21 protein-coding genes and 4 tRNA genes are annotated in these 23,337 nt (G+C 56.9%); 5 read left to right on the forward strand and 20 right to left on the reverse strand.

Annotated elements, in window-relative coordinates; all coding sequences use genetic code 11:
* Window positions 1–15: 15 nt before the first annotated feature.
* Genes yigB through lptM form a run of 5 tightly spaced genes read right to left on the reverse strand, consistent with a single transcriptional unit; the run spans window position 16 to window position 3,399 of the window.
* Window positions 16–732 (reverse strand): 5-amino-6-(5-phospho-D-ribitylamino)uracil phosphatase YigB, encoded by a 717-nt coding sequence (gene yigB / locus ACWKX3_RS22100; protein ID WP_006179240.1) that lies wholly within the window; start codon window positions 730–732, stop codon window positions 16–18.
* Window positions 732–1,634, reverse strand: coding sequence for a tyrosine recombinase XerC (xerC, locus tag ACWKX3_RS22105; RefSeq protein WP_006179239.1), 903 nt, complete (start codon window positions 1,632–1,634; stop codon window positions 732–734). The genes yigB and xerC overlap by 1 nt, the downstream gene beginning before the upstream one ends.
* Entirely contained in the window at window positions 1,631–2,338 is a 708-nt protein-coding gene (locus ACWKX3_RS22110; protein WP_088209479.1) for a DUF484 domain-containing protein, read from the reverse strand. The genes xerC and ACWKX3_RS22110 overlap by 4 nt, the downstream gene beginning before the upstream one ends.
* Entirely contained in the window at window positions 2,335–3,159 is an 825-nt protein-coding gene (gene dapF, locus ACWKX3_RS22115) for a diaminopimelate epimerase (RefSeq protein ID WP_042322730.1), read from the reverse strand. The genes ACWKX3_RS22110 and dapF overlap by 4 nt, the downstream gene beginning before the upstream one ends.
* A gap of 36 nt (window positions 3,160–3,195) precedes the next feature.
* Complete coding sequence (gene lptM, locus ACWKX3_RS22120) at window positions 3,196–3,399, reverse strand: LPS translocon maturation chaperone LptM (RefSeq protein WP_042322724.1); 204 nt, start codon at window positions 3,397–3,399, stop codon at window positions 3,196–3,198.
* A 135-nt stretch (window positions 3,400–3,534) separates the two neighbouring features.
* Between lptM and cyaY the strand changes: the two genes are divergently transcribed.
* Complete coding sequence (gene cyaY, locus ACWKX3_RS22125; protein WP_006179235.1) at window positions 3,535–3,855, forward strand: iron donor protein CyaY; 321 nt, start codon at window positions 3,535–3,537, stop codon at window positions 3,853–3,855.
* Between the two features lie 91 nt (window positions 3,856–3,946).
* Here cyaY and cyaA read toward each other — a convergent pair whose 3' ends face one another.
* Window positions 3,947–6,487: a class I adenylate cyclase gene (cyaA, locus tag ACWKX3_RS22130; protein WP_042322721.1), complete on the reverse strand. Its 2,541-nt coding sequence runs from the start codon at window positions 6,485–6,487 to the stop codon at window positions 3,947–3,949.
* Window positions 6,488–6,836: 349 nt separating this feature from the next.
* On the opposite strand from cyaA, the gene hemC reads away from it, so the two are divergent.
* Genes hemC through hemY form a run of 4 tightly spaced genes read left to right on the forward strand, consistent with a single transcriptional unit; the run spans window position 6,837 to window position 10,932 of the window.
* Complete coding sequence (hemC, locus tag ACWKX3_RS22135; protein WP_042322718.1) at window positions 6,837–7,778, forward strand: hydroxymethylbilane synthase; 942 nt, start codon at window positions 6,837–6,839, stop codon at window positions 7,776–7,778.
* A complete protein-coding gene (gene hemD / locus ACWKX3_RS22140) occupies window positions 7,775–8,524 on the forward strand; it encodes a uroporphyrinogen-III synthase (protein WP_454542489.1) in 750 nt (249 codons plus the stop codon). Before hemC ends, hemD begins: the two co-directional genes overlap by 4 nt.
* 12 nt (window positions 8,525–8,536) lie before the next feature.
* On the forward strand, window positions 8,537–9,730 hold the full coding sequence (gene hemX / locus ACWKX3_RS22145) for a uroporphyrinogen-III C-methyltransferase (RefSeq protein WP_058610834.1): 1,194 nt from the start codon (window positions 8,537–8,539) through the stop codon (window positions 9,728–9,730).
* Window positions 9,731–9,732: 2 nt separating this feature from the next.
* Window positions 9,733–10,932 (forward strand): protoheme IX biogenesis protein HemY, encoded by a 1,200-nt coding sequence (gene hemY / locus ACWKX3_RS22150; protein WP_454542490.1) that lies wholly within the window; start codon window positions 9,733–9,735, stop codon window positions 10,930–10,932.
* Window positions 10,933–11,473: 541 nt separating this feature from the next.
* Here hemY and ACWKX3_RS22155 read toward each other — a convergent pair.
* The 14 genes from ACWKX3_RS22155 to wzzE form a co-directional block, all read right to left on the reverse strand.
* Window positions 11,474–11,550: transfer RNA gene (locus tag ACWKX3_RS22155), tRNA-Pro, on the reverse strand.
* A 46-nt stretch (window positions 11,551–11,596) separates the two neighbouring features.
* Window positions 11,597–11,682, reverse strand: a tRNA-Leu gene (locus ACWKX3_RS22160).
* A 22-nt stretch (window positions 11,683–11,704) separates the two neighbouring features.
* Window positions 11,705–11,780 (reverse strand) — tRNA-His (locus tag ACWKX3_RS22165).
* Between the two features lie 64 nt (window positions 11,781–11,844).
* Window positions 11,845–11,921 (reverse strand) — tRNA-Arg (locus ACWKX3_RS22170).
* 102 nt (window positions 11,922–12,023) lie between these two features.
* The gene (gene thrP, locus ACWKX3_RS22175) at window positions 12,024–13,409 is read right to left on the reverse strand and encodes a bifunctional threonine/serine APC transporter ThrP (RefSeq protein WP_137273455.1); all 1,386 of its coding nucleotides are present in this window, start codon (window positions 13,407–13,409) and stop codon (window positions 12,024–12,026) included.
* Between the two features lie 196 nt (window positions 13,410–13,605).
* Entirely contained in the window at window positions 13,606–14,346 is a 741-nt protein-coding gene (gene wecG / locus ACWKX3_RS22180; protein WP_058610836.1) for a lipopolysaccharide N-acetylmannosaminouronosyltransferase, read from the reverse strand.
* A 12-nt stretch (window positions 14,347–14,358) separates the two neighbouring features.
* A complete protein-coding gene (wzyE, locus tag ACWKX3_RS22185) occupies window positions 14,359–15,711 on the reverse strand; it encodes an ECA oligosaccharide polymerase (RefSeq protein WP_088209476.1) in 1,353 nt (450 codons plus the stop codon).
* Window positions 15,708–16,787, reverse strand: coding sequence for a TDP-N-acetylfucosamine:lipid II N-acetylfucosaminyltransferase (locus ACWKX3_RS22190; protein ID WP_006179226.1), 1,080 nt, complete (start codon window positions 16,785–16,787; stop codon window positions 15,708–15,710). Before ACWKX3_RS22190 ends, wzyE begins: the two co-directional genes overlap by 4 nt.
* Entirely contained in the window at window positions 16,784–18,034 is a 1,251-nt protein-coding gene (gene wzxE / locus ACWKX3_RS22195; protein ID WP_454542491.1) for a lipid III flippase WzxE, read from the reverse strand. Before wzxE ends, ACWKX3_RS22190 begins: the two co-directional genes overlap by 4 nt.
* A 1-nt stretch (window position 18,035) precedes the next feature.
* The gene (rffA, locus tag ACWKX3_RS22200) at window positions 18,036–19,166 is read right to left on the reverse strand and encodes a dTDP-4-amino-4,6-dideoxygalactose transaminase (RefSeq protein WP_400408590.1); all 1,131 of its coding nucleotides are present in this window, start codon (window positions 19,164–19,166) and stop codon (window positions 18,036–18,038) included.
* 4 nt (window positions 19,167–19,170) lie between these two features.
* Window positions 19,171–19,848, reverse strand: coding sequence for a dTDP-4-amino-4,6-dideoxy-D-galactose acyltransferase (gene rffC / locus ACWKX3_RS22205; protein WP_454542492.1), 678 nt, complete (start codon window positions 19,846–19,848; stop codon window positions 19,171–19,173).
* Window positions 19,845–21,107 carry a UDP-N-acetyl-D-mannosamine dehydrogenase gene (wecC, locus tag ACWKX3_RS22210; protein WP_006179222.1) on the reverse strand — a complete coding sequence of 421 codons (1,263 nt, stop codon included), beginning with the start codon at window positions 21,105–21,107 and terminating at the stop codon, window positions 19,845–19,847. Before wecC ends, rffC begins: the two co-directional genes overlap by 4 nt.
* On the reverse strand, window positions 21,104–22,234 hold the full coding sequence (gene wecB, locus ACWKX3_RS22215; protein WP_058610841.1) for a non-hydrolyzing UDP-N-acetylglucosamine 2-epimerase: 1,131 nt from the start codon (window positions 22,232–22,234) through the stop codon (window positions 21,104–21,106). Before wecB ends, wecC begins: the two co-directional genes overlap by 4 nt.
* A 56-nt stretch (window positions 22,235–22,290) precedes the next feature.
* A complete protein-coding gene (gene wzzE / locus ACWKX3_RS22220) occupies window positions 22,291–23,337 on the reverse strand; it encodes an ECA polysaccharide chain length modulation protein (RefSeq protein WP_042322761.1) in 1,047 nt (348 codons plus the stop codon).

Consider the following 23,337-nt stretch of genomic DNA (forward strand, 5'->3'; position numbering starts at 1 on the left):
CAGAACAATTGATGATTATATCAGCGTCGTGAGGGATGCCAACCGCGAAATTTCGATGTGCGGCAGAAGACGACCGTCGGACGCGGTCATCAGATCGGCATTTTCCGGCTTGATCCAGCAGGCCTGCATGCCACAGCGGATCGCCCCCGCCACGTCCGTGGTCAGGTCATCGCCAACGTGCAGGATTTCGCCGAGCGGCAGGTTCAGCTTTTCCGCCGCCAGGTGATACATGTCGTTGAACGGCTTCGAGCGCCCGTGCGGGCCGGCGCGCAGCACGAACTGAAAATACTCTCCAAGCCCAAAAAGTTCGGGCTGGGCATTGCCGTTGGTGATGGCCACCAGCGGCCACTTTTCGGCCAGTTTTGCCAGCGTGTCGTGCGTCTCCTGCGGCACGTCGATGCGGCTGCGCCATTTGGCGAAGTTTGCCATCGAAGCGTCAGCGCCAATCGCCGCGTCGCGCGCGCTCAGCCCGGCGTTGAGCATCGCCTGCTCAACCGCACGGCGTCGCCACTCGGTCACATCGTGGTAAATATCCGGCTCGGTTTCGCGCAGGGACTGGCGCAGCTGCTGGAAGTCTTTGTTCTGCATCGTTTTCAATGCGGGATGGTAGTTTTGCACAAACGCCAGCGACTCCTGCTCGGTGCGCAAAATCACCGGACGGTTGTCATACAGGGTGTCATCAAGGTCGAACGTGAGTGCTGAAATCTGGCCGAGTGGGCGGTAAAAACGCATTATTTCCCCCGTTTGGCGCGTGGATGCGCCGCGTCATACACCGAGGCAAGGTGCTGAAAGTCTAAGTGGGTATAGATTTGTGTGGTCGATAAATTGGCGTGGCCGAGAAGCTCCTGCACGCCGCGCAGATCGCCGCTCGACTCCAGCATGTGGGTCGCAAACGAGTGGCGCAGCTTGTGTGGGTGAACGTGGCTGTTCAGCCCCTGTTTGATGCCCCACTCGGCAAAACGCTTCTGCACGTTACGCGCCGAGATACGCTTGCCGAGCTTCGACAAGAATAGCGCATTTTCTTCCGCGCCAAACAGCCCACGCAGATCCAGCCAGTGTTCAATCCACGAAACCGCGTTGCGGCCAATCGGCAGGCGGCGCTCTTTGCTGCCTTTGCCCATCACCCACACTTCGCCGGATTCAAGATCGAGGTGTTTCAGGTCGAGGTTAACCAGTTCGGACAAACGCAGCCCGGCACCGTACATCACCTCCAGCATCGCGCGGTCACGCACGGCCAGCGGATCGTTAAGATCGATATCCAGCAGACGATTCACATCATCCACATCGATATTTTTAGGCAGATGGCGCGGGGCTTTTGGCGTGGCAATGCCTTTTGCCGGATTGGCTTTTAAGACGCCCTGGCTGACCAGCCAGTCGAAAAAGCTGCGTAACGCAGAGAGGCGCAGCGCCAGGCTCGCAGGGCTTAACTTTTTTTTACGGCTACGCACCACAAACCCGCGCACCGTCGCGGCGTCACATTGTTGCCAGCTTTTCAGGCCGATTTCATCGGCGATCTGCATGATGGCATCAAGCTGACGCTGATAGTTCAGCAGCGTAACAGGGCTAAGCTGGCGTTCTACACCGAGATAGCGCAAAAAGCGCGTGACGTCGGTGGCAAGCAGGGCATCCGTCATATGCGTTCAATCCAGCGCTCCAGCAGCTCGGGCAGCATGAGCGCAATTTCCTGCAGCAGGTGCGTGCCCTGGCCTTGCTCATAGTGATGGGCATCGCGGCTGGTAAACAGGATGACGCCCAGGTCGCCTTCACGGCCCATCAGGGACATCGCCACCGAGCCAATGGCTTTCGCTTCCGGCAGGACCACCAGCAGTTCTGGTCCGTTTAGCGGCCCGAGATAGTGATGTTCATGCCCGAGGCGCTGAATACGTAGCGGTTCAAATGCCTGGCGGCTCAGCGCCAGATGGGTAAACCCGGACGGCGCGCCGATACGCCAGCGGTCGGGGAAAAGACGAATCGTTGCGCCCGCCAGACCCAGCTCGCGCGCCCAGCGATGAAAGCGGCTCAGGAACTCATCAAGGCTGTGCGCCGAGGCCAGACGCGCCTGCAGGTTCAACAGCCGATAGAACAGGCTCTCGTTGTTGTTGGCCTGCTCCATGAGCATCGTCATGTTCTCTTCGAGCTGATGGATGTGGTTGCGCGCACGTGCCATGTGCCATTCGACCAACGACACCGTACCCCGTACCGGATGTGGCACACGCATCTGTTCGACGACGCGTGCATTGCGAATAAAGAACTCAGGATTGTTCAGCAGATAATCAACAACAGCGCTGTCGTCCAGCTCCATCACCGTTTCCTGCAGTTCTTCCCCTGGTTGTTTCATAGATGGATAAACCCGTCATAGACATGTGCCGCCGGGCCTGTCATATACAGTGGCTGACCCGGTCCTTTCCAGGCGATATCAAGACGACCGCCCGGTAATTCCACGCGAACCTCTTCTGCCAGTAACCCCTGGGAGATGCCGACGGCAACCGCCGCACAGGCACCGCTTCCGCAGGCCTGGGTTTCGCCCGCGCCGCGTTCGTAAACCCGCAAACGGATGTGCTCGCGCTTCACCACCTGCATAAAACCGATATTGGCCCGCTCAGGAAAACGGTCGTGGCTCTCAAGCACCGGGCCGAGCGTTTCAACCGCAGCGGTTTCGACATCATCCACCTGAATCACGCAGTGCGGGTTACCCATCGAGACGACGCCGCACAATACTGTCTGCTCGGCAGCCCGCATGATATAGGTCTTTTCCGCTTTGTTCGCGCGAAACGGCACGGCGGAAGGCTCGAAGTTTGGCTCGCCCATATTCACGCGCACCAGCTCGTCGTCGGTGACGCTTAACACCATCCGACCGTTTGCCGTGCTGACGCGAATATCGCGTTTGTTGGTCAGCCCTTTCAGGCGGACAAAGCGGGCAAAGCAGCGCGCGCCGTTGCCGCACTGTGACACTTCGCTGCCGTCCGCATTGAAAATGCGATAGTGAAAATCGAGGTCGGGATCGTACGGCGGCTCGACCACCAGCAGCTGATCAAACCCCACGCCCAGATGCCGATCTGCCAGGCGGCGGATCAGCTCCGGGGAGAAAAAGACATTCTGCGTTACCGCGTCGACGACCATAAAATCGTTGCCAAGGCCATGCATTTTAGAGAACTGCATCATCATGCTCCACTGCGCGGGTACAGAACGAAATTGTCAGATATTGACCTGAGTCGGACCGCCATTGTCGCCACGATCGTTCGTATTCGGCGTTGAAGACTCGATGCCACTTTGCACAGGTTTGGTCGGCGGCGGTGCGGTTTTATCCGCAGGCGGGAAGTAAAGCGGCCCTTTCAGCCCGCAGCCGGTCAGGCTGAACAGCGTGATGAGAACAGCAAGCGTTCGGAAGACGTTTTTCATTATAAAGTTGCCCGTAAATTCAAATCTGTTTCTATCATCGCAGGAGAAGACACAAAAGCAAGAGTTTGCCGCTTTCCTGCAACGGGAATTATTTAGCGTTATACTGCCGCCATCACGAAAAACAGGAACAACACCATGAACGACAGTGAATTCCATCGCCTTGCCGACACCCTGTGGATGACCATCGAAGAGCGTCTTGACGACTGGGATGGCGACAGCGATATCGATTGTGAAATCAACGGCGGCATCCTGACCCTAAGCTTTGAGAACGGCAGCAAAATCATTATTAACCGCCAGGAGCCGCTTCACCAGGTCTGGCTGGCGGCCAAACAGGGCGGCTACCATTTCGATCTGAAAGGTGACGAGTGGGTGTGCGACCGTAGCGGCGAAACGTTCTGGGATCTGCTGGAGCAGGCGGCGACAGCGCAGGCGGGTGAGACCGTCAGTTTCAGGTAGTTTTTTAGCCGGGTGGCGCTGCGCTTACCCGGCCTACGGGGTCGGACTGTTGTAGGCCCGGTAAGGCGTAGCCGCCACCGGGCTCACGAAATCAGGAGAAATACTGCTGCAACAGCGGCGCGGTATCCTGATTTGCCGGCACCGGTGCGATAGCCTGGGTGCGGAACGGAATCACCTGCGCGCGCCCGTCCACGTTCACAATCTGGTAGAACTGCGGCAGGTTGAAGTTGATAAAGCTCGAGCCGTAGGTAAAGCGGTCGTGCGAGGATGAATAGAAGCGGCTGACGTCGCGCACCAGCTCCTCTTTGCTGCCTTCGCAGTGGTGATAGACCTCGGCGCGGTTGGTTTCATCCAGAATATAGATATTGAAACCGGCATCCTCACCTGACTCTTCAAAGAAGAACTGAATAATCCCTTCGCTGGCGAAGCCGTCCACCACCTGCGGCAGTTTGACGTGGTTGGTTTCCACCTGCACCGACAGGCCGTGCAGCTTGTTGTGCGAAATCGCGCCGTAAAACTCAATGGCGTTTTCCAGCTTCTGCACCGACACGTTCAGGCGTTCGAAGAACAGCCCCCACGTCTGGCCCGAAACGCGCAGCGCCTTAAAGCGGCCCGTTTCATGGCGGGTACTGGAGAGGCGCAGTTCGATACATTCAGACACCAGCTGCTGCACCCGGGTACGGATCAAGCCGCGCAGGTGCTGGCTATAGCAGAACACCTCAACGCTGTCCGGCGGCGCGGCGTCCTGGTGCATCTTACCGAGGATCGTTTTCAGCGCCTCAATCATCGCCTGCTCGCCGTTGAAATGCAGGGTACGCACTTCGTTCCACGAGTTGCGGTAAAGCAGATCGACGCTGCCGACCAGGCAGTTTTGCTGCTCGCCAAAGCTAAAGACGTCCAGCTTGCGGAAGTCAAAATGCACCACCTGATTGCGGAAGGCCGCCGTCGGGTCGTATTCCAGATTGACGATGATCGCCAGATGGCGAATCTCACACGGGCTGTAGAGCGCTTTTGGCGTCGGCGCAGGCAGGCGCAGCGGGAAGTGGTGCGAAACATCCGCCACCATCTCCTGCAGCTTGGCGAGATCAACCACCTCGTTGCCTTTGATAAACAAGCGGGTGCGCGAGGTCAGCAGGCCGTTAAACCAGGCCCACGCCACCAGCTTGTTCAGGTAACGGTTATATTCCAGCGGCTGATGGCTGATGATGGAGTCCATGCTTGGCGCACGGTTGTACAGATACCACCCGGTACGGTTCGCGCGGCCCGGCGGCACATAGATAAAGGTCAGGTTAGGTTCTGACAGGTCCGGTGAAATTTGCGGGTTCACCAGGGTGACTTTCCCCGGCAGTGCTTCAAACGCGGCGTACAGTTTACGGGTCAACACCCCGATATCCTGCGGGCTGGCGGAAACGCTGAGGTTGTTACGGCGCGCAAAGCGGATCAGGTTACGGTAGCTTTGCATCATGGCATCGAGCAGTTCGTTGTGCGCTTCACGCACCTGGTCGATTTTCCAGTTGGCGCGGTTGTCGAGCATCGACAGACGCTCTTCGTCCCATCCCCACTCTTTAACTAACTGACTGACCACTTCACGACGCCAGCCAACGCATGCGCGTTCGCGGCTGAGTTTTTCACAGACTTTAAGATAGAAACATCGACGTACCAGGTCAAGGCGCGTGTGGTCGTCGATGGCTTTCAGGTATTCGGTGACGCGTTCGAGCATCATGCAGTAAGCATCCAGCCCGTAGGAGACGATTTCTCCGTCATGCAGACGCTGTTTGATGTCTTTCGCCAGCAGACGCGGCGTAGGGTATTCCCAGGAATAGGCTTCCAGCAGCAGGGTTTTCAGCACGGCTTTATACGGCGAGTCGATGCTTTTATAGAGCTGCCAGAGGCTTGCGCCGAAGTACTCTTCTGCGGAAAGGGAGCTCAGGCCGCCCAGGTCCAGCCACTCGTTTGGCGTCAGGACACCCTGCGAGTAGAGCGACATCACGTAATCGTCGTAATGCTCTTCTTCATTGCACGGCACCATATTCCACAGAATACGCTTACCGGCCAGGCGAACGGCGGTACGGTAGAACTCATCCAGCAATAAGATGTGCTGCGTGGAGCCGCAGTCCTCACCACCCAGACTGCCGCTTTCATTATGCCGGAAACGGTTTTCATCAATCAGGAAGAAGCTAACTTCCACGCCGAGCGAGGCCGCCCAGCTCTCGAGCAGGCTGCATTTACGCTGCAACAGCTGGCGTTCGTCGTTATCAAGCCAGGCCTGATGACAAACCCAAATATCGAGATCAGACGAACAGCTTTGCCCTACCGATGAGGTACTTCCCATGGAGTAAACGCCGGTAATCGGCAGTTCACCTTTCGGCGATTCCTGCGGCGGCATACCGCGGTAGAGTTCGAGTTCGGTCAGGTAATGCTGTTGGGTTTCATCAGGCGTGAAGAGGCAAATGCCCTGGGGAACGTTACCATCGAGGTAGCCCGGCATCAGCGGATGGTGATAGTGCAATAATGTCGGCAGCAGACTGTAAACCTGCTGGAAAGCAGGTCCCATGGCAGCAAGCGCGCGATCCACACGCAGTTGATTTATGGCATCCAGTCTCTGTTTAAGAGTCTCAATATAGAGGTACAAGACGTATCGCCTGATGTTCCCGGGCGTCACTGGCTATTCCAGAATCGAATAACCGCGGGCCCGCAGTATTTCAAAAAGATAACCGTTACCCTTTTTCGCCCTTATCTTTATGGTGGTACAGACGAAAAAATGGTCTAAAACGTGATCAATTTAACACCTTGCCGGTTGACCGTAAAGAAAGATGCGCTACATACAAGTGTAGCACCGTTCTGTACGTGTAAATTCCTGAATACGGCTGTGGCTGACGCATGCGCAGCCCTGTCCCTCTTCTTACGTCGTCACCGTAAAACTGCCATCCGAGTGTCAACAATGTTAGGATGGTTAGTGATTGATAATGACGGTAACAAGCATGTTAGACAATGTTTTGAGAATTGCCACACGCCAAAGCCCCCTTGCGCTCTGGCAGGCACATTATGTTAAGCAGCGCCTTGAAGCCTGCCATTCCGGATTACGCGTCGAACTGGTGCCAATGGTCACGCGCGGCGACGTTATCCTTGATACACCGCTGGCCAAGGTCGGTGGGAAAGGCTTGTTCGTCAAAGAGCTGGAACTGGCATTGCTTGAAAACCGCGCCGATATCGCCGTGCATTCGATGAAGGATGTGCCCGTTGAGTTCCCGCAAGGGCTGGGGCTGGTGACCATCTGCGAGCGTGACGATCCGCGCGATGCGTTTGTCTCTAACCACTATGATTCGCTTGATGCGATGCCGGTAGGCAGCGTGGTTGGCACGTCCAGTTTACGTCGCCAGTGTCAGCTGGCTGAACGCCGACCGGACCTGGTCATCCGTTCGCTGCGCGGCAACGTTGGCACGCGCCTCGGCAAGCTGGATAACGGCGAATATGATGCGATTATCCTCGCCGTGGCGGGGCTGAAGCGCCTTGACCTGGAATCACGTATCCGCGTGGCGCTGCCGCCCGAGTTTTCCCTTCCGGCCGTGGGCCAGGGTGCCGTGGGCATTGAGTGCCGCCTGGACGATGATCGCACGCGTGCGCTGCTCGCGCCGCTGAACCACGACGACACCGCGATCCGCGTAAAAGCCGAACGCGCAATGAACACCCGCCTCGAAGGGGGATGTCAGGTGCCCATTGGCAGCTATGCTGAATTAAGCAATGGCGAGCTGTGGCTGCGCGCGCTGGTTGGCGCGCCGGACGGCTCGCAGATGGTTCGCGGTGAACGCCGCGGCAAACCGCAGGACGCCGAGGCGCTTGGCGTGTCGCTGGCAGAAGAGTTGCTCAATAACGGCGCGCGTGAAATTCTGGCCGAGGTCTATAACGGAGAACCCCCAGCATGAGTATTCTTGTCACCCGCCCTTCTCCCGCAGGGGAACAATTAGTGAGCCGTTTGCGCGCACTGGGGCGGGTGGCCTGGAGTTTTCCGCTGATTGAGTTCTCTCCTGGCCGGCAGCTTTCGATGCTTGCCGACCAGCTACATACCCTTCGGGAAGGCGATTTGCTCTTTGCCTTGTCGCAACACGCCGTGGATTTTGCCCATGCGCAGCTGCAACAGCAGCAGCGCGACTGGCCTGCCGCACCGCGCTATTTCGCCATCGGGCGCACCACCGCCCTGGCCCTGCATACCGTTAGCGGAAGCGAAATTCTCTACCCGTTAGATCGGGAGATCAGCGAAGTCTTGCTACAATTACCTGAATTACAAACTATTGTCGGGAAACGTGCGCTGATACTGCGCGGTAATGGCGGGCGTGAACTGCTGGGTGAAACGCTGCGCACACGCGGGGCTGACGTAACGTTTTGCGAATGCTATCAGCGCTGCGCAAAACATTATGACGGCGCGGAAGAGGCCATGCGCTGGCATACGCGCGGGATTAACACCCTGGTGGTGACCAGCGGTGAAATGCTGCAACAGCTTTGGACACTTATTCCGCAATGGTATCGTGAAAACTGGTTACTCCGCTGTCGGCTTCTGGTCGTCAGTGAGCGTCTGGCGAACCAGGCCCGGGAACTGGGCTGGCAAGATATTCGGATCGCTGATAACGCCGACAACGATGCGCTGCTGCGCGCATTACAACAACTCTCATAATGGGAAGCCATAATGACGGAACACGAAAAATCATCCGCCGTGGTTGAAGAGACCAGGGAAACTGTGGATCTGACTCCACAGCCAGAGAAGACTGAAAAGGCCGCTGAGAAGAAAACCGGCAGCAACAAAACCAGCCTCGCGCTGAGCGCCATTGCCATCGCGATAGCGCTGGCCGCAGGCGTAGGCCTGTATGGACTGGTGAAGCAACAAGGCACTCACCAGACGGCAACCAGCGATGCGCTCGTCAGCCAGTTGACCGCGCTGCAAAAAGCACAGGAAGCGCAAAAAACCGAGCTGGAAGGCGTGATCAAACAGCAGGCCACCGCGCTGGCTGATGCCAACAGCAAGCAACAGGCGTTGACTAAACAGCTGGATGAAGTGCAGCAGAAGGTCGCCACCATCTCCGGTACCGATGCGAAAACCTGGCTGCTTTCACAGGCCGATTTCCTGGTGAAGCTGGCCGGGCGTAAGCTCTGGAGCGATCAGGACGTCACCACCGCTGCCGCGCTGCTGAAAAGCGCCGATGCGAGCCTGGCAGACATGAACGACCCAAGCCTTATTACCGCGCGTCGTGCGATTACCGAAGATATCGCCAGCCTCTCCGCCGTTTCACAGGTGGATTATGACGGCATCATCCTGAAGGTTAATCAGCTCTCCAACCAGATTGATAACCTGCAGCTGGCCGATAACAACGACGACGACTCCCCGATGGACTCCGACGGCACGGAGCTGTCCAGCTCGCTCAGCGAATGGCGCGTGAACCTGCAAAAAAGCTGGCAGAACTTTATGGATAGCTTCATTACTATCCGCCGCCGCGATGAAACCGCCGTCCCGCTGCTTGCGCCGAATCAGGATATCTACCTGCGCGAGAACATTCGCTCCCGCCTGCTGGTTGCCGCACAGGCCGTGCCGCGCCATCAGGAAGAGACCTACAAGCAGGCGCTGGACAACGTCTCCACGTGGGTGCGCGCTTACTACAATACTGACGATGCGACTACCACCGCGTTCCTGGAAGACATCGACACGCTGAGCCAGCAGAACATCACCATGAACGTGCCGGACAAACTGTCCAGCCAGCCGATTCTGGAAAAGCTGATGCAAACGCGCGTGCGCAACCTTCTGGCACAGCCGGGCGTTGCGGCTGAACCGAATACCGCCGCGCCTGCCGCCGCGCCAGCGCCTGAAAGCGCACCACAAGGAGAGTGATCATGTTAAAAGTCCTCTTGCTCTTCTTACTGTTGATCGCCGGGATCGTCCTTGGGCCTATGCTGGCGGGACATCAGGGTTACGTCCTGATCCAGACCGACAATTACAACGTTGAAACCAGTGTGACCGGGTTGGTGATCATCCTGATCCTCGGCGTTGTGGTGCTGTTTGCCGTTGAGTGGATCCTGCGCCGTATTTTCCGCACCGGCGCGCATACGCGCGGCTGGTTCGTTGGCCGCAAGCGTCGTCGTGCGCGTAAGCAAACCGAGCAGGCGCTGCTTAAGCTCGCCGAAGGCGATTATCAGCAGGTTGAAAAGCTGATGTCGAAAAACGCCGACCACGCCGAGCAGCCGGTGGTTAACTACCTGCTGGCAGCAGAAGCTGCGCAGCAGCGTGGAAATGAAGCGCGCGCCAACCAGCATCTGGAGCGCGCGTCTGAGCTGTCTCCTAAAGACCCTATTCCGGTTGAGATCACCCGCGTTCGCCTGCAGCTGGCCCGTAATGAAAACCATGCGGCACGCCACGGCGTTGACCGACTGCTGGAAATCACGCCGCGCCACCCGGAAGTGCTGCGCCTTGCTGAACAGGCCTACATCCGTACCGGCGCGTGGGGCTCGCTGCTGGACATCATCCCGTCGATGGCGAAAGCCGACGTCGGCGACGATGAGCACCGTGACGAACTTCAGCGTCTGGCGTGGATTGGCCTGATGGACCAGGCGCGTGCCGACCTGGGCAGCGACGGTCTGAAAACCTGGTGGAAGAATCAGAGCCGCAAAACGCGCCAGCAGATCCCTCTGCAGGTGGCGATGGCGGAACACCTGATTGAGTGTGACGACCACGACACCGCTCAGGAGATCCTCCTCGACGGCCTGAAGCGCCAGTATGACGATCGTCTGGTGATGGTGATCCCGCGCCTGAGAACCAATAACCCAGAGCAAATCGAAAAAGTGTTGCGCCAGCAGATCAAAACCGTGGGCGACCGTCCGCTGCTGTGGAGCACGCTGGGTCAATCGCTGATGAAGCACGGTGAATGGCAGGAAGCGAGCCTGGCCTTCCGCGCGGCACTGAAACAGCGTCCGGACGCGTTTGACTACGCCTGGCTTGCTGATTCGCTGGATAAACAGCATAAGCCGGAAGAGGCCGCTGCCATGCGGCGCGACGGGCTGCTGCTAACGCTGCAGAATAACGGTACACAGCCGTAATGAAAAAGGAGGCCAGACGGCCTCCTTTTTTTTGCCCATAAAAAAACGCCTGCTATAAAAGCAGGCGTTAAAACAGGTCTGTAAGACAACATATTTGGTGCTTCACTCAACGTTGTGTCCATGGTGTTTGATGAGGCCGAAGCGACATCTGTCAGTGGACGATAAGCACCGTAAACGGCTCTGCGTCATTCCTGAGTTTATGAGGCACGAAGGCGAACATAAGAGATGGAATGAGCATCTACACGTATATTATTGCACGTAACGTGCCAACGTTACACGAAGAACTTTTACATTGCGCAACATTTTAAGATAAAAGGAATTTTCGGCGATTAGGACCATCTTATCGTGCATCCCACCCCTGAAAATGAGCTGAAGTGTCGCTCAAAAACGACTGTAATAGCGTCTAAAAAAATTATTGAGTTATTTCATGATGTTAGTTGTCGCTGAAACGCGACATTCAGACACAGCGCTGTCGGGGAATGGCTACAGGGGAGAATAAAGCGTAGAAAACAAAAAACCCCGCCGAAGCGGGGTTCAAAATTGGTCGGCGAGAGAGGATTCGAACCTCCGACCCACTGGTCCCAAACCAGTTGCGCTACCAAGCTGCGCTACTCGCCGATGTACTGCTTTTTTGAATTTTTAGTTCAATTCATTTTAAAAGTCGTGGTGCGAGGGGGGGGACTCGAACCCCCACATCCAAAGGACACTAACACCTGAAGCTAGCGCGTCTACCAATTCCGCCACCTTCGCAATTCACAACTCTTTCAAATAATGGGGTGGCTAATGGGATTCGAACCCACGACAACTGGAATCACAATCCAGGGCTCTACCAACTGAGCTATAGCCACCACTGTATTCTTTCACGCGGTACTGACTACTTCTCAGACCACCGCAGCTCCAGCACCGGGTTAATGGTGCGCCCGACAGGATTCGAACCTGAGACCTCTGCCTCCGGAGGGCAGCGCTCTATCCAGCTGAGCTACGGGCGCTTAGCGCCGTTGCGGGGCTGGATATTACGTACCTCCGTCCCCGCTGTCTAGTGCTTTTTTGAAAAATATGCGCGTTTGGTTATGGTTTGCACATTTTGCCGCTTAATCCTCCACTTTCTGCGTGGTCGCGCGGCGTCCCAGGCCAAAAAGCTTATAAGCAACCGTCACGGCGGCAAGGAAGATAATCCCGACAAACAGCGACATGCGGGTATCTTCATTAAAGTACATCCCGATTAATACGCAAATCAGGAAGGCCATCGTTAAATAGTTCGCATACGGGAACAGAATGGAGCGGAACGGGTGGCTGGCGATCGCCTTTTTATGCGCCTGACGAAAACGCAGCTGGCTAATCAGGATGACAAACCACGGGATCATCCCCGGCAGCACGCTGGCACTGTAGACGTAAACGAACACACGCTGTGGGTTAGGAATAATGTAGTTCAGGCATGAGCCAATCAGCAGGATGCCAATCGAGACCGCCACGCCCGCCACCGGAACGCCCGCACGCGACACTTTGCCCATTGCCGTCGGCAGCTGGTTATTTTTAGCCAGCGCGTAAAGCATGCGGCCACAGCTGTACATTCCGCTGTTACAGCCGGACAGCGCCGCGGTCAGAACCACGAAGTTGATGATGCCTGCCGCCGCCGTGATGCCAATCTTCGCGAAGGTTAAGACAAACGGGCTGCCGGTGGTGCCGATTTCGTTCCACGGGAAGATGGTCACGATAACGAAAATCGCGCCCACGTAGAAAATGAGAATACGCCATAACACTTTACCGACCGCGCTACGCAGCGTGACCTGCGGGTTTTTCGCTTCACCCGCAGTGATACCGATAAGCTCAACGCCCTGATACGACGCCACAACGATACACAGCGCCGTCAGGAAGCCTTTCCAGCCCCCGGCGAAGAAACCGCCATGCTCGGTCAGGTTGCTAAAGCCGATCGCGTGTCCGCCGTTGCCAAATCCGAAGAAGATCACCCCGAGGCCGACCACAATCATGACGATAATGGTGGTGACTTTGATCATCGCGAACCAAAACTCAATTTCACCGTAAAGCCGCACGGCGGCAAGGTTCGCCAGCGCGACCAGCCCCACGGCGATGAGCGCAGGTATCCACTGCACCATGTCCGGGAACCAGAACTGGACGTAGACCCCTATCGCGGTGATCTCCGAAATGCCTACCGCCATCCACATAAACCAGTACGACCACGCCGTCAGGTAGCCGAAGAACGGGCTCATATAACGGTGCGCATAAACGGCGAATGAACCGGTTACCGGCTCCAGAAAGAGCATTTCGCCCATGGAACGCATGATGAAGAAGACGAACAGCCCGGCGATGATATACGCCAGCAGTACGGAAGGGCCAGCCCATTTGAGCGTACTCGCGGAGCCCATAAAGAGGCCGACGCCGATCGTCCCGCCCAGGGCGATCAATTCAATATGTCGAGCTTCCAGCCCACGCTGTAGCTCCGGTTTTTTCTCTGCCATAAATCCTCGGTTGTGTTTGCTGTTTCCCGGCTTTTTGCCGGTTATTATTTTTTAGGGGTACTGAAATACGGGCGAATGGTTTCTCAAAATCGGGCAAATGGCAAACGATGCATTAAAAAAATGAATGCATTGCACATAAACGCAGCAGTTTTGCAGGGGAGTTGCAGCGCGACCAGCATATCGCGCTACATTTTGATTACATTTTCCCGGTGTAGTGCCAGGAGAGGTAGCGCAGCAGGCGAATCTGTCGTTTGATGCGCGTCGGCTGTGAGAGCAGGCGATACAGCCACTCCAGCCCGAGGTTTTGCCAAACCTTCGGTGCACGCTTAACGTGGCCGGTAAAGACGTCATAGGTGCCGCCAACGCCCATGTACAACGCATTCGGGCAGACCAGACGACAATCGCGCATCAGGATCTCCTGACGCGGAGAGCCCATCGCCACGGTGACGATTTTCGCCCCGCTGTCCCGCACGCGCTCGAACAGCGCCTGCCGATCGTCCGGTTTGAAGTAACCGTCCTGAAGACCCACAATATTAACATTCCACTGGCTGCGCAGCTTCTGCGCCGTCTGGGCGAGCACCTCTGGCTTACCGCCAATCAGGAATACCGGCGTGCCCTCTGCGCCCGCGCGCGCCATCAGCTCTTCCCACAGGTCTGCACCCGCCACGCGCGATACATTAGCACCAGGAAACTTTTTGCGGATGGAGCGCACCACGCTAATACCGTCGGCATATTTAAACTCGGCAGCCTCAATCAGGCTTTTCACTTCCGGGTTATCTTCGACCGCCAGCATTTTTTCTGCATTAATCGCCACCAGCGTGCCCGATTTCATCTGCCCGTCCGCGAACAGAAAATCCAGCGCATGCTGCATATCACGCCAGCCAATAAGCTGCAGACCGCGCAGCGCGTAGCGTGGCGCGGAGGTTGTATCCGTCATGACAATCCCTACTCAGACTTCCGACAGCGTTGTGCTGCCCCGTGGCTCGCGTCTGTGTACCAGCCCTGCACTGTCAAACAACCAGTACAGCAGTTTGGCCAGCAGCAGACAGATACCGAAAACGACCATAAAAAAGACGACGCGTGAGACAAACGAATCCAGCCCCTCACGCGCCAGAACGATCATATTGAAAATGGCACCAAAACAGAAACTGTGCAAAATCGCCGCTTTGTAGCGGTTCGTCTCCTCCAGGCCGCGCACATAGAGCCAGTCAAACCATTTGATTATCAGCCCTACCGCAACCGCCCCAGGCAGAATGAACCAGGTTCCTCCCATCACCACCAGCGAACCAATCAGCGTGGGTGAGATAGCCAGCCCGGAATGGTTATTCAGCACTTCCCAGGTAAAGTAGTTCGCTGTGTTAAGCACTACGCCAGGCCGATCCGGCCACAGCCAGGTCGGAATAAAGACGTAGAAGTCGCGGACGATGGGCGCTAAGCCCTGGAAATCGATTTTGTCGTAGTTCTGCAGCAGCAGCGCCAGGTTTTCCCATGGCGAGAACGTGTCGCGCGTCAGGTACAGGAAGGTGTAGAACGCCTCGTCACCGGCCACGTTCAGGCCGTAGCGTTTAAGCGCCAGCCAGAACATCCCGACAATACCGAACACCCCTGCCGCTGCCAGCATCCATAAGGAGATCCAGCCGCGAATGATGCCGATAAACAGGAAGATGGCGAAGGCGATAATGATATTGGCGCGCGTTCCGCCGACGATCATGTAGGTCAAAATGCCGAACGCCACGGTGCTCACGAGGAAGAAAAGCCAGGCTTTGCTGTCCTGGCGGAGAAAAAAGACCACCAGCATCGCCGGGATGAAGAAGTAGAAGAAGCGCTTAAGCGCAACGCCTGACACTTCTGCCGAAAATATCTGGCTGTAGGATTGCAGCTTGAACAGCAGAAAACCGTTGTGCATGAAGAAGATGCCCACGCTCACCAGCGCAATGGTCATCAGCATCACCCACGTCAGGTGCGTCTCTACCCGGTTCATGGTGAATAACGCCCGACGGGGTGCAGTCGCTTTGACCGGGCGCAGGCGCGTTTTATACGTGACGTAATACACCGCGTAGAAACAGGTTGCTGATAACAGCGCCTGAAGCAGGATTTCCGGGGGCGCGACGCCCACATCAAAACGGAAGACCAGAATGCTGGTCAGCGGGAAACCGAAATAGAAGGTCAGCAGAAACAGCAGCGAGAAAAAGACGTTGAAGTTAAAGCGTACGCGACGGAACTCAAACCAGGTCAGCGTGGCGATAAACAGCGTGCTCAGCAGCCAGACCACCAACAAGCCGCTAAATTGCAACTGGCTCATGCATTATCTCCTGACGCGATACGCAGCGCGCGATGCCACGGCGTGAGGTAGTTCGGGCTGAAGAAGTCGATGGCATTTTTATCCACCAGCGCCAGCTGACGCTGGGCTTCCCGCACCACCTTTTCATTAAGAGTGTCTGTCGTGAACAGAACCGGGATATCTTGTTCCGCCATGTCCTGCCAGAACGGATTCTCGCGGTTGAGCACGCACGGGATGCCCGCCTGAATCAGCAGACACAGCGTACCAATCCCCTGCTGACGGGCAAAGATGAAATAGCCTAAATCGCACTTTCTCAACAACGCAAGATAGTCATCAAACGCCAGCTTATCACGCAGAATAGTCAGATTTTCAGCGCTAAAGAGCGCAAGACCCTGCTGGCTGACTTCGTCAATATAAGCATCGTTATTGGCCGGGTAGCCCATCGGCACCACGACGTTGACCGTATCACCAAACTGCTGATGTACCGCCCTGAGCGCCGCCACGTGCTCGTTACTGCGATCGCCGGAGTTCCCCACCAGGATGGTCAGCTTGCCGTCGCGCACCGTATCGTTAGCCATCGTGTTGAGCGCCGGGTTCATCCGCGTCGGGAAATAGAGCAGTTCACCGCGCACGCCAGGGTGCTGTTTGGCAAAGTAATTGAGATCGCCACGGGTAGCGAATACGCAGCCTACGCGCCCTTGCGCCATGCGGCGCAGCGGATAGAAAAGGCGGAATTTCAACCCACGGGACACTTCGTAGAGATCTGCACCCCAGATATGCCAGCTGCACTGAGAGGGCTTGATCCCGCCGCTCAGCAGCGCCAGCCACAGACCAGTATTAAACTGTCCGTGAAAGAAGAAGCGCTGCTCGCGATCCGCTTTGGCTTTGGCAACCACCGCCTTCGCCAGCGCCGCTTTGTCCGGCCAGAAGGTCATGTTGAGTGCCGGACACGCCGCGCTCAGGCCGCTATCCTGGCCTGCAACCATAAACTCGCGTGCATCGGGCGTGCCGGGTGCCAGTTCATCATTAAAGAACCGCAGAACGGTCTGGTTATGGTGTGGGATATCTGACCCCAGTATGTGAATCAGTGCAGTCATGCGCGTCTACGCCAAAGTAAAAATACGCCGCAACAGGCAGCGAAATAAACGATATAGGTTGCCATATAGGCCTGAGCGGCGCCCAGCGCACCCTGGGTTGGGATCAGCCAGTGAGAGAACGCCGTCAGGAGCGCAAACTGGCTAATCTCTGCCAGGATATACAGCCGCAACGAGGCTTTCGCAATCACCAGATAGCCAAAAACGTAAGCACCCACTTTCAGTACATCACCGATCAGCTGCCACGCGAACAGGTCGCGCATGGCGGCAAACTTCGCGGAGAAGAGCAGCCAGATGGCGACATCACGCAAGAGCCAGACGGTGAAACTGGCGGCCGCGACGGCGGGTAACACAAAACGCAGGGAGCGGACAATCTCGCGGGTAATGTCTCTCTTTTCGGTCAGGCGCGATAAGGTTGGCAGCAAATAGACGCTAAAGGAAGCCGTTATAAATTGGAGGTATGCGTCGGAAATACTGCTTACGCCCTGCCAGATACCCACTTCATCCCAGCTGTAGTGCGCTGCGAGGAGGTTTCGCATCATCACGTAGGCCACGGGCAGCGTGACGGACGTAATGAGCGCCATCAGGGTAAATTTCCCAAGCTGACCAGCCAGTACCTTGTCCCACTGCGGCTTGAGGTAACGAAGAGGAATATCGCCTCTGCGTATCAGCATAAACGCAGCCGGGATAACCACCAGCGCAGGCACAAGCGCCAGCCCCAGCAGCGCCCCTTCATAGCCACCCAGGCGATAGCAGAAGTAGTAGGCAATCACGCCGATGATGCTGCCGAGGATTAGCGCCAGCGCGTTTCCGGCGGCATCACGGAAGCCCTTCATTAGCGCCAGCAGCAGGTTCGCCCAGGCGATACCCATCTGCACCAGCGCAACCAGGCGAATCAGCCCCTGGAAGTGGGTATGTCCAAACAGGCCCTGACTGATGGGCACCGCAGCCAGCAAAAATACCGCAGCCAGCAGCGTTGAAAAGCCCAGTACCATGGCGGACGAGGTGCCCACGACGGTGCGCAATTTATCGGCATCATCATGGTACTGTGCGACGTATTTGGTCACGCCGTTGAATATCCCGGCCCCCGCCAGCACACCCAGCACCGTCACCAGCTGGCGGAAGTTACCCGCCAGACCAACCCCGGCAGGGCCAAAGGAGACGGCCAGCAGTTTGACGACCAGTAACCCGGCACCAATTTTGACGAGTGTGGACGCAGCGGTCCACATCGATGCTTTTGCCAGAGACATATCAGCCGAAATAACTCAGAAGGGTGTTGATGACCGTACGTTGATTAACTGGCTCAAGATTGTAAAAGAGCGGCAAGCGAAGCAAACGCTCACTTTCTTTGGTGGTGTAACGGTCTTCACCGGCAAACACGCCAAACGCTTCACCGGCAGGGCTGGAGTGCAGCGGAATGTAGTGGAACACTGCCAGAATTTCAGCCTCTTTCAGCCAGGCAATCAGGCCGCTGCGATCGTCGTTATCGCGCAGCTTGATGTAGAACATATGGGCGTTGTGGACACAATCCGCCGGAATGGTCGGCAGCTCAATGCGCCCCGCTTTAGCCAGCGGTGCCAGCGCGTCGTAATAGGTTTGCCACAGGGAGAGGCGTTGCAGGTTAATGCGCTCTGCCGCCTCGAGCTGCGCCCAAAGATAGGCAGCCTGAAGGTCAGCCATCAGGTAGCTGGAGCCGATATCGCGCCAGGTGTATTTGTCTACCTGCCCGCGGAAGAACTGGCTGCGGTTGGTGCCTTTTTCGCGGATCACTTCTGCGCGTTCAACCAGGGCGCGATCGTTAATCAGCGTCGCTCCCCCTTCGCCACCGGCGGTGTAGTTTTTGGTTTCGTGGAAGCTAAAGCAGCCGATATGGCCGATAGTGCCCAACGCACGCCCTTTGTAGGTGGACATCACGCCCTGAGCGGCATCTTCCACCACGAACAGATTATGCTTTTTGGCAATCGCCATGATCGTGTCCATTTCGCAGGCCACGCCCGCGTAGTGAACCGGCACAATCACCCGCGTTTTGTCGGTGATCGCCGCTTCGATCAGCGATTCGTCGATGTTCATGGTGTCCGGGCGGACATCGACAAACACAATTTTGGCGCCGCGCAGGACAAACGCGTTCGCCGTGGAGACGAAGGTGTAGCTCGGCATGATCACTTCATCACCGGGCTGGATATCCAGCAGCAGAGCCGCCATTTCCAGGGAGGCGGTACAGGACGGCGTCAGCAGCACCTTGGCGCTGTGGAAACGCTGTTCCATCCACTGCTGGCAGCGACGGGTAAAGCCTCCGTCACCGCAGAGCTTGCCGCTGCCCATAGCAGACTGCATGTAGTCGAGTTCCGTACCGACGACGGGGGGGGCGTTAAATGGGATCATCATGTCACCTGTATAGCCAGTAAGCGGTGGCGTCAACGTTGGCCCCACTCGCAATATAACGTTTCAGCGCGGCGGTGTTGCCCATCTGGGTCGCCACCCGCAGCGTCGAGCATTCCTGTTGCTGCGCCCAGTACAGCGCGGCCTGCATCAGTTTTTCTCCCATGCCGCGCCCGGCAAGCAGCCCGATACGCGCGTCATGCTCATTCAACTTACGCAGCGAGACAAAGCCCTGAATCTGGCCGCCCGCCGCGCGAAAAACCAGACAAACGTGGTCGAATGTGCCTCGGACGGCATTCTCGATCCACTGGGCGTAAAAGCGTCCGCTGTCCTGGGGCGCATACCAGGGCGCACGAAAGCGGCTCCGGGCAAACGCCTGCTCAGCCAGCTGGCGCAGCGCCGGGATATCCCGCTCTGTCGCCACTTCTGCGCCTGGCGAAGCGTGGCGGGCGATCGACAGGGAGAGATCAACCTCGCCTTCGACCAGCCGGAAACCGCGCTGCTGAAGCGCGTCCAGCAGGTCGGTGCGGTCCGCCGGGATTTTAGCCTGTACCCGTTCCCAGGCAGCAAAATCCACCTCGGTGAGCGCAGGGGCATTTTCACTCAGACGGACAATCGCCGTGGGAAGCGCAAAAAAGGCGCTTTCCCACTGAAGGGCCTCAAGCACGCCGTAGAGTTCAATCAACGCCAGACACCTTTGGTATCAACCACATACTGCTGGCGCACGGCATCGCCGGCGATCGCTTTAAAATCTTTGTGATCGACCAGCAGCACCAGCACATCCGCCGTTGCCAGCGCGGCGTCTAAAGCGGTCAGCGTACAGTGTCCCGCCAGTTTTGCCGGCAGCTCATGGATATTTGGTTCCACCACCAGCGTTTCACCGCTGTGCCATCCGGCAATCATTTCGGCAATTTCCATTGCCGGGCTTTCGCGCAGATCGTCGATGTTTGGCTTGAAGGCCAGGCCGAAGCAGGCGATTTTCAGTTCGCTGGCGCGTTTACCGCTCTCTGCCAGACAGTCTGCCACGGTGGCTTTAACCTGGTTCAGTACCCAGTGCGGTTTACTGTCGTTCACTTCGCGCGCGGTACGGATCAGGCGCGCCTGGTCCGGGTTTTGCGCGACGATAAACCATGGGTCTACCGCGATACAGTGGCCGCCCACGCCCGGACCCGGCTGGAGGATATTCACGCGCGGGTGACGGTTCGCCAGGCTAATCAACTCCCACACGTTAATGCCCTGATCGGCACAAATCAGCGACAGTTCGTTGGCAAAGGCGATGTTGACGTCGCGGAAGCTGTTTTCCGTTAGCTTGCACATCTCGGCGGTGCGGGAGTTGGTCACCACGCATTCGCCTTCAAGGAAAATCTTATACAGCTCGCTGGCGCGTGCGGAACAGGCGGGCGTCATGCCGCCAATTACGCGGTCGTTTTTAATCAGTTCAACCATGACCTGGCCCGGCAACACGCGCTCCGGGCAGTAGGCGATATTGATATCGGCCTGTTCTCCTGCCTGCTGCGGGAAGCTCAGATCGGGGCGGGCGTCCGCCAGCCACTGCGCCATTTGTTCGGTTGCGCCTACCGGCGAGGTGGATTCCAGAATCACCAGCGCGCCTTTTTTCAGCACCGGCGCAATCGATTTGGCCGCGGCCTCGACGTACGCCATATCAGGCTCATGGTCGCCTTTGAAAGGCGTCGGAACCGCAATCAGATACGCATCTGCCGCAACGGGGGTAGTGCTGGCACGCAGGAAGCCGCCATCAACGGCCTCTTTCACCACGCGGTCAAGATCCGGCTCCACGATATGAATTTCGCCACGGTTGATGGTTTCCACCGCGCGCGCATTGATATCCACGCCGACAACCTGCTTTTGACGAGAGGCAAAAGCCGCCGCCGTAGGCAGCCCAATATAACCAAGACCCACGACAGAGATGGTAGTAAAACTCATAGTGATACCCGATTGTGTTTAAGTGCATGCAAAATACGACCACAGGCCTGCCCATCGCCGTACGGGTTATGGGCTTTGCTCATCGCCTGGTACGCTTCTTCATCGTGCAACAGGCGTGTGACCTCTTCGACGATACGCTGCGGATCTGTGCCGACCAGACGTACCGTCCCTGCTTTCACCGCCTCTGGACGCTCCGTGGTTTCTCGCATTACCAGCACCGGTTTGCCAAGCGAAGGCGCTTCTTCCTGAATGCCGCCGGAATCGGTCAGGATCAGCCAGGCGTGGTTCATCAGCCAGACGAACGGCATGTAGTCCTGTGGTTCAATCAGTAAGACATTCTCGACATGGCCCAGAATGCGGTTTACCGGCTCGCTGACGTTAGGGTTGAGGTGCACCGGATAGACAATCTGCACATCTTCATTCTGCGCGGCAATTTCGGCCAGCGCATGGCAGATTTGCTCAAAACCCTGACCAAAGCTTTCGCGACGGTGGCCCGTCACCAGAATGGTCTTTTTACCGTTATGTAAAAACGGATAGCGCGCGGCGAGCTCGCTCTGGAGGTCTTTGTTCTCCAGCACCCGATCGCGCACCCAAATCAGCGCATCAATGACCGTGTTCCCGGTCACGAAGATTTTGTTATCAGTAATGTTTTCACGCAGCAGATTCTGGCGCGAGTTTTCGGTTGGCGCGAAGTGATACATCGCCAGGTGGCCCGTAAGCGTGCGGTTGGCCTCTTCCGGCCACGGTGAATAGAGATTGCCCGTCCGCAGGCCCGCTTCAACATGCCCGACCGGAATGCGTTGGTAGAATGCCGCCAGGCTGGTCGCCACGGTTGTCGTAGTGTCACCATGCACGAGGACGACGTCAGGCTTGAAGGTTTCCAGAATGGGTTTTAGCTCTTGCAGAATGCGGCAGGTGATCTCCGTCAGCCCTTGCCCCGGCTTCATAATATTGAGGTCGTAGTCCGGAACGATAGAAAAGAGCGTTAAGACCTGATCGAGCATCTCACGGTGCTGGGCAGTCACGCACACTTTCGCTTCAATATCAGGATCTCTGGCCAGCGCATGGACCAGAGGCGCCATCTTAATGGCCTCCGGCCTGGTGCCAAATACGGTAAGTACTTTCACATCGATTCTCTTCGATTAGATGATGAAGGCCGCAGCCTTCATCGTAGACGGCGTTCTTAGTATGTGCGACGACGCGTTAACGCCACGCCAGCGCCAGTCAGTGCGCCCACAATCCCCCACATGATCATCAGGAATGCGCGACGCGGACTATCGCGTTTTACAGGTTCTTCAGGCGTTCTCAAATAACGATAGGTCTGAAAACGCGGATCCAGCGTCGGGCCCACGTTCAGGGTATTGAGCATGGCGCGGTTCTGGTCGTAGTCGAGGTCAAAATCAGGGCCAACGGCCTGGAGATTTTCAAGACGCGCCTGGAGCATTGGACGCCCCAGCAGGAACATTTCGGAATCAGGCAGCTCGTCAGCCGGCACATCGGTCTCGCTGCGGGAAATATTGCGCTGTTCGGCAATTTTCAGCGCCTGCTCAAGGTTATGGACGCGGCGGGTGAAAATGGCTTTTGACACCTCTTCCTGACGTTTAACCTGCGCCTTCATCTGGATGGTGCGCGCCGCCCATGCGCCTTTCAGCTCATCGTTAAGGTGGCTCGCCGCACGCTGGCTGGCGAAAGCGACGTACTGACGAAGCAGATTATTGGCGTCCGGCGCGGTTTCCGCAATCAGCTTCACGCTGTCGTTAACGTTACGCAGGATATCGCCCGGCATAAACTGGATGTTGTTGATCATGTCATCCAGCAGCGCGGCATCGGCCTTGCTGTTGCCCACCATGCGTTGCTTGTAGTAATCGGTCTGGGACCAGAAATCACGACGCGTATCCCAGGAGGCCAGCTGCATGACAAACTCTTTGTAGGCTTCATCCATAACGGACGTCTGATCCGGCGTGGCCAGGTTCGCTTTGATATCCAGATTGCGCAGGAACTGCTGCTGGGAATAGAACCCGCCGAGCATGTTAACCGTTGGTTTGTCGGTGATCGCCGTGGCGCTCCACTCCTGCTTTGCAAAGAAGGTGTAGGCCAGCGCTAACAGTGCGAACCCAAGCGCCATCCCCGCAATCCAGAATTTGCCTGCCCATAACACGCGAAACAAACCACGAATATCCAGTTCATTCTCAGTTACCACTGATTTCGCTCCCGCCAACGGTTGAGTCAT

Source organism: Enterobacter sp. UPMP2052 (assembly GCF_053709675.1).